This is a genomic window from Phormidium pseudopriestleyi FRX01 (assembly GCF_017313335.1).
Lineage (GTDB): Bacteria > Cyanobacteriota > Cyanobacteriia > Cyanobacteriales > Laspinemataceae > Laspinema > Laspinema pseudopriestleyi.
This window is the reverse complement of the sequence record NZ_JAFLQW010000478.1, coordinates 1-6,830: the sequence shown is the minus strand read 5'-3', so window position 1 is coordinate 6,830 and position 6,830 is coordinate 1. Positions and strand designations below refer to the sequence as shown.

The 6,830-nt window shown below is 48.9% G+C and carries 6 protein-coding genes; 1 reads left to right on the top strand and 5 read right to left on the bottom strand.

Annotated elements, in window-relative coordinates; translation table 11 throughout:
• From J0895_RS18280 to J0895_RS18260, 5 genes are all read right to left on the bottom strand, one after another.
• Nucleotides 1-608: S49 family peptidase (locus J0895_RS18280; RefSeq protein ID WP_207089438.1), on the bottom strand; the 608-nt coding region annotated here is incomplete at its 3' end.
• A 242-nt stretch (nt 609-850) separates the two neighbouring features.
• A complete protein-coding gene (fni, locus tag J0895_RS18275; RefSeq protein WP_207089437.1) occupies nt 851-1,918 on the bottom strand; it encodes a type 2 isopentenyl-diphosphate Delta-isomerase in 1,068 nt (355 codons plus the stop codon).
• Between the two features lie 93 nt (nt 1,919-2,011).
• Entirely contained in the window at nt 2,012-2,551 is a 540-nt protein-coding gene (pyrR, locus tag J0895_RS18270; RefSeq protein WP_207089436.1) for a bifunctional pyr operon transcriptional regulator/uracil phosphoribosyltransferase PyrR, read from the bottom strand.
• Nucleotides 2,552-2,604: 53 nt separating this feature from the next.
• A complete protein-coding gene (gene cbiB / locus J0895_RS18265) occupies nt 2,605-3,630 on the bottom strand; it encodes an adenosylcobinamide-phosphate synthase CbiB (RefSeq protein ID WP_207089435.1) in 1,026 nt (341 codons plus the stop codon).
• A gap of 97 nt (nt 3,631-3,727) precedes the next feature.
• Nucleotides 3,728-4,171: an Rrf2 family transcriptional regulator gene (locus tag J0895_RS18260; protein ID WP_207089434.1), complete on the bottom strand. Its 444-nt coding sequence runs from the start codon at nt 4,169-4,171 to the stop codon at nt 3,728-3,730.
• A gap of 1,054 nt (nt 4,172-5,225) precedes the next feature.
• Between J0895_RS18260 and J0895_RS18255 the strand changes: the two genes are divergently transcribed.
• Entirely contained in the window at nt 5,226-5,615 is a 390-nt protein-coding gene (locus J0895_RS18255) for an AbrB family transcriptional regulator (protein WP_207089433.1), read from the top strand.
• The last annotated feature ends 1,215 nt before the right edge of the window (nt 5,616-6,830 follow it).

Sequence of the window (6,830 nt, the reverse complement as noted above, 5' to 3'; positions counted from 1 at the left end):
TTATACTTTCCGACCCGGGTCACCTGAACTCCGACGCCGTATTTCTCCAAACCCCCAGCTAAAAAAGTCGTCTCCGAACTCAACCCATTCATTTCGATGATGCCGAGTGGATTGATGAGAATTTCGTCGGCAACCGAGGCGAGGTAGTATTCCCGTTCAGTCCAATCTTGGTCATAGGCAATAATGGTTTTACCAGCGTCCCGAAACCGTTCGAGGGCCTCACGAACTTCCCGCAGGGTGGCAAATCCGTTACTGCTGCTGGAGGAGGAAGAGTGGAGGTAGATCCCGAGAATGCGATCGTCCTCTCTGGCAGCATCAATGGTTTCCACCACTTGGCGCAAGGTCATACTGCTGGGTTCCGAATCCTCTGAGAGGGTTCGGGATAATGCTTCGGCAGTGGTGGAGATGGGTTGAGAATCGGTGATATTCATCGAAAGGTCAAATACCAGCATCGAGTTGTTTTCGACGGTCGGTCCAGCATCTTTCGACGAAGTGGCGATCGTGCCTACAACAATCAGGAGTCCACCCAAACTCAGAGCACCTAAAACTCCTAATCCGACAATTGTTCCGAGGATACTAGCAAAGGTATATTTGAAAAAATCTCGCATTTTGCAAGGGTCCTTTATGTTATCTGCGCTGCTTCCGGCGTCGGTGTTTTGAAAACAGACCCGAAGTTGCGATCGCTTATCTCTTCTATGTTAATCGTTCTCGGACGTTCAGAACCCCGGCAACGTTTTAACCCTAGCCCTGAATTGGTGGCAAATTTAATAACGAAAAATCGTTATTTCATGTAGGGGTTTGGTCCCCAAACCCTCTTTTTCCCTGATGTAGGGGTTTGGTCCCCAAACCCCTACATCAGGGCAGAGGGTTTGGAACCCAGGGGTTGGAGGGCGTCAGACTCTCTGAGTTGGGTGAGGGTGGCATTGCCGGTACAGAACAGAACCGTAGAAATTTCGGCCAGTAAATGTTCGACGAGGGTCTGAATCGCCGCCTCGGATTCCGCTGCTGCTTGCAGGAAGGGCCATGCTAAACCGGCGAGGTCCGCACCCAAGGCGATCGCCTTCGCGACATCCAACCCAGTTCGCAATCCCCCCGAGGCAATTAAGGGAATCTCCGGGGCGATCGCCCGAATCGTCGTAATACAGTCTGCCGTCGGTAGACCCCACTCCGCAAAGGTTGCCCCTAATCGGCGCTGTCGAACATCCTTGGCCCGTTCTCCTTCCACCTTCGCCCAAGAAGTCCCCCCGGCACCGGCCACATCGATCGCCCCAACTCCCGCCTCAATCAATTTCTGGGCCATCTTCGCCGAAATGCCATTGCCCACCTCCTTGGCAATTACTGGCACAGGTAATACATTGCATAATTCATGGATTTTGTCAAGCAATCCTCGAAAATTTTTATCCCCCCGGGTTTGAACCGCTTCTTGCAAGGGATTGAGGTGAAGAATCAACGCATCCGCTTCCAGCAAATCGATCGCCTTGCGACATTCATCCACCGCATAACCATAGTTGAGTTGTACCGCCCCTAAATTCGCAAATAACAGGATATTCGGTGCCAGCGATCGCACCGCAAAGGTATCCCCCACCTCCGGTTTTTCCACCGCCACCCGCTGCGAACCCACCCCCATCGCAATCTGAAACCGTTCCGCCACCACCGCCAACCGAGAATTAATCCGCTTCGCCTCCTCGGTTCCCCCCGTCATTGAAGAAATCAACAACGGAGCACCGAGGGATTTTCCCAGAAACCGCGTCGTCACATCAATATCCTGCCAATCCAGTTCCGGCAAACAGCAGTGGGTAAACCGATAACGGTCCAAACCCGTCCCATTCAACCGAAATTGCACATCATCTTCCAGGCAGACGCGAATATGTTCCGCCTTCCGAGATTGGGTTTCTTCCCCAGAGTTTAGATTTGTCATTAGTCAGTTGTCATTTGTCATTTGTTATTTGTCCTGGGTTGATGGGGGAGATGGGGTGTTGCTTGCTGTCGTTCCCCCCTCCCCCTCCATCCTTCAAATCACCTTAATTAGTTCCACCCCATCGCGATCGTCTACCTCATTGAAATAGACCTTAACCTGTTCCTCCTTTGCCGTGGGGAGGGTTTTGCCGATGAAATCCGGATGAATCGGAACCTCCCGATGACCGCGATCGACCAGAACCGCTAACCGAATCAGAGAGGGTCTGCCATAATCGGCGATCGCATCCAAGGCAGCGCGAATCGTGCGACCCTTGAAAATCACATCATCCACCAACATCATCTCCTTCCCCGTCAAATCAAACGGCATCTCCGTTTTTGCCGGAGTTCGCATCCCCATCTTGTCCAAATCATCTCGATAAAATGTAATATCTAAAGCGCCCACCGGCACCTGAATCTGTTCTAAAAGTTCAATCTGACTCGCCAACAGATGCGCGAAGGGAACCCCCCGGGTGTAAATGCCGATCAGCACCAATTCTGACAAATCATTCGACCGTTCCACAATCTGGGACGCCAGTCGGGTCACAGTCCGGCGCAGTTCTTCTGCGGAGAGGATTTCAATCACGTTAGCATTCATGTCAAGTCTGGATGGGAGAATTTATTATTGATAGCGCAGATTGAGAGATTTGGTTAGGGGTTGCCTGGAAATTGGGTGGACAGGAACCAGCAACTGATGGTGATGCTTAACCAAGTTAAAAAGCACCATCGTGTGAGTAACATGGCTTGGTGAATTCGGTCTGGGGTGATGGGATTGAGGGGAGTATTTAAGAGGGGTTTGGGTTTTGGGATGCCGTGATAGTAATTGATGCCGCCGAGTTGGACTCCGAGAATGACGGCGTAGGTGCATTCACTCCAACCGGAATTGGGACTGGGGTCTTGGGTGGCATCTCGTTGACAGATCCGCCAAATCTCTGGGAGGCAGTTGCTTAAGAGTCCTAATGTAATGACTGTTAAGCGACAAGGAAACCAGGTTAGAATGTCTTCGATTTTAGCGCTACACCATCCTAAGTCGGTATAGGGTTCATCCTGATAACCGACCATTGAATCGAGGGTACTGGCGGCTTTATAGGCGAAGGCTAAGGGTAAGGCCCCAACATGAAAAATCATGGACCCGGCGATCGCATAAAATAAGGGTGCCATGACTCCATCTACGGCATTTTCTGTCACGGTTTCTAATACGGCGCGCATCACCTCGGAGTCGCTGAGATTGTCTGGATCTCGACCTACATATAGACTTAATTTTTGACGCGCTGTTTCTAAATCGGAGTGTTTCAGGGGTTCTAATACGGTTTCAGCAGCGGTTCTTAAACTTCGACCTGCAAAACAACTCGCTAACAGGATACTTTCGATCGCCAATCCCAAAAGCGGATGTAAATAATAGGACCCTTGGGCGATTCCCCATCCGATTAATCCGGTGGAGGCGATCGCACCAGTCGCCAGAATAATCCCGGCAATTCGGCGAATAATGGGATTTTTCCAGTGCTTTAAAACCCCTTGGCTATAGTGAGAAATGACCCAACCCATCCCCTGAACTGGATGGGGCCAACCCCAAGGGTCGCCAATCAAAAAATCAAGATAAGCGGCGATCGCCAGAACGCCCAGTGCAAATTCCGTGGGTTGCACGATTGATATAGCTAACCTCAGCGGTGACAACATTAACTCAACTATATTATTAGCGATCGGTGCCTTTGGCTTCAAGCTGAGTCTAAGCACTCAATTCCTGTGGAGAACAGCGGAATCAAACCGCCACGGGTTATACCACAAAATTGGTTTCTTCTTCTTGGTATGCTTGCCAACTTCTGGCATCAAAGTACAAATCTTCCAGGGAAATGCTATAGAGAGATTCCTTCAACTTTTGGTGCAATTGATTCCAGAGGCGATCGGTTACCCAGTCCTCCGCTTGTTCGCTATCCGGGGAGGATCTCGGTAAAGGCTCAATCGTTTCTCCCACCGCTTCTAAAATTTGACCCAGAGAGATTTGTGCCGGGTGTCGGGCGAGTTGATAACCTCCGGTGGCACCGCGAAGGGATTTGACTAAACCCGCGCGACGCATTTCCATCAATAATTTTTCCAGATAAGGGGCGGGTAAATCCTGGCGATCGGCGATCGCTTTTACAGAAGTTGGGCCAAACTGTGGCTGTAAACTCAAATCGAGCAGCGCCTTAACGCTATATTGTCCTCGGGTTGTTAGCTTCATCCCTTAAATAGAATCTGATAGTGCATCAAAACTTGGTTATAACGCTTTTCAACCGGAAGAGGGATTTTTATTGAAAATATTCTGTTCCCTTTGTATGATGCTTTCCTGCGAACTCCCCCTCAAATTTGCTAAAGAGCAACGCGATCGCGCCTTCAATGAAGTATCCACCCTTCCTGGAGTTGAATATTCTCTCCCTGAATAGGATTCCTGCCCTTTATCGCCCGTTTGATGGGACGGAACCGACCCAATTTATCCCTTTTCCTCACCCGGTGACCCCTGTCACTCCGGCATTTATAGCCGTTGTCTTCTATTTCGTCTATATAGTAAAAAAGCGATGCCGTCAAGACTCTGATGAAGGATGCTGACCTCCTTTCTGTTCAGTAGAAGCAACTTTTACAAACAAAATCTGCCTCCGGTTAACCCAACCCTTTCTAAATTGATTGTGATTGGCATAAGATGACATAAGCCCGCTCCAAAAGTCAATTGCTAACCTGACTGAAACCGGACTCAAGCCTTCAAACTTAACCCTTCAACTGCTCTTGCTGCCCCTCTAACTCTACCCTTACTGCCTGATTCTCTTGGGGAACGCTTCAAGTCATGACTCAGTTAGCACAGTCGCTATTTCCGGCATAACTGACCAATCTTAACCCCTTCTTCAATCAATCTCGCTTCTTTCATCTGCCCTTCAACAACTCAATTCGAGACCATTACCTTCCTTCACCGGAGATCCGCTCGTTTATCATACCGATCTTTAGGCTACCATTCACTCCTGTGCCCTTTCTATCCTCAGATAGGTTAGAGTCAATTCGACTTGGACCGAGCAGTAACTCTTATCAGTCCACCCCTAGCTATCACTCACGTTTGCCGATTCCGGTGAAGTCTTCACCATTCCTGATGCCACAGATAGGGTGAAAATCTGGTGACTATCCAATCTGATTCGTGTAATATAGTTTAATAACCTGACAGTCAGAAAAAAAAAAGTTCTAATTTTTAGCAACACTCAGCTAAAATAGAACTCGTTAGACCTATTGTTCATGGCAGTCGTTGTAAGTCAATGAGTAAAAAGAAAAAGATGGAACCCCTAGTTGGTGAAGATCTTCTCCAGAAAGTCAAAGATCTAGAGAACCTCAGCAAAGAAGAAAAAGCCAGAGAGTGCGGCTACTACACCGTTACAAAAAATGGGGTAGAGCGCGTCAATATGATGAAATTCCTCAATGCCCTGATTGATGCTGAGGGTATTGAACTCGATGGCAAGCAAAATGGTCAAGGTCGTGGTGGACGGAGTGCCAGTTATCGGATTAGCGTCCAGTCAAATGGCAACTTACTGATCGGATCGGCTTACACTAAGCAGATGGATCTCAATCCAGGAGATGAATTTGAAATTTCCCTAGGACGCAAACACATTCACCTGCGTCAAGTCGATAAAGATTCTGACGACGAGTAAACTCCAGACGGCGATTCTGTAACGGCAACTGCCAGTCAGGTCGCCGCAGTTCAACTAGCGACAGAAAGCCGACTCATCTGGTAGAGGATGAAGAGGGTTGTATCCCAACCCTTACCTAGTCTCCTGAGTAATTCTGACGCTTTGTCAATCGCGGCGGCAAGTGCCAAAATCCTTGCCGCATCTAGTTCTAGAGAGTTCAGCCCTGTGCTGTTAATGCCTCCTGAAGTCAAAGGCAAACTAATTCAATATCGTCAGTCCTGTCGGCAGCAATCTCAGTGTATTTACTGCTATAATTTTGCGCTGAGTCCTGCTATAACCGCCCCTGGCTTCTAATCCCATCACCCCCAAGAGAAGAAGCGTTGGGGCGGGTGTGGGATGATTAGTTAATTTATCAGTTCCCGGGTCATCCATTGGCCGGGAGATGAACGGGTCTGCTTCCCGATCGCCACGGCAAAAAAGCCCAGATTCGGCGATCGCATCTCATCCAGACCCGGACCACCCCAGCAAGTCTATTCATCAATTTTTAAGCCACTTCGTTCCATCGGTCTATCCTCCAATCTCAGACAAAGGATCCGAGGAAACCCCGATAAATCCCTCAAAAACTATGGCGTTTTTTGAAAAAATCCCATGAGTTCCGTGGCGAAACAGGGATAAGGGTTCGATTAGCATTTTCGCACGCCAGTCAATTCAAATCAGGCGATCGCTCCCAAGCGGATTGCATCAGTCTATTGCCTCCCCCGTACCCTCAAGCGGATGCTGTAGTCCGCCCTATAAATATTACCCTTCCAACCCTGAGCGTCTATTCCCCTATAGGGGGATTTCCTGACGATTCGGAATCCCTCTTTCTCTCAATCCAGACCGCCAATCTGAGCAATTGTCGCGATCGATACCTGACATATATCGATCGCCTTCAACAAAAGGGTTCAGGAAAATAGATGATCCACAGCGATCGCGCGTTCAGGACCATTGCGAGACTATTCTGATGGGTCACAAACCCGAATAATCTTTCCTCGCCACTGCAACATCAACCGCAACTATAGCCCAAATTTAAGAACCGTAAATCCACCGACAACCGCGATTAAAAATCAATAACCAAACCCCAAACAAGGCAAATCCGAAGGCGATCGCACTTCTCTAACCCAACCCTATATCACAACACCGCTATCTTGAAAATTTGATGATCACACAGAGGGTGATCAGACCCTACCCCTACAT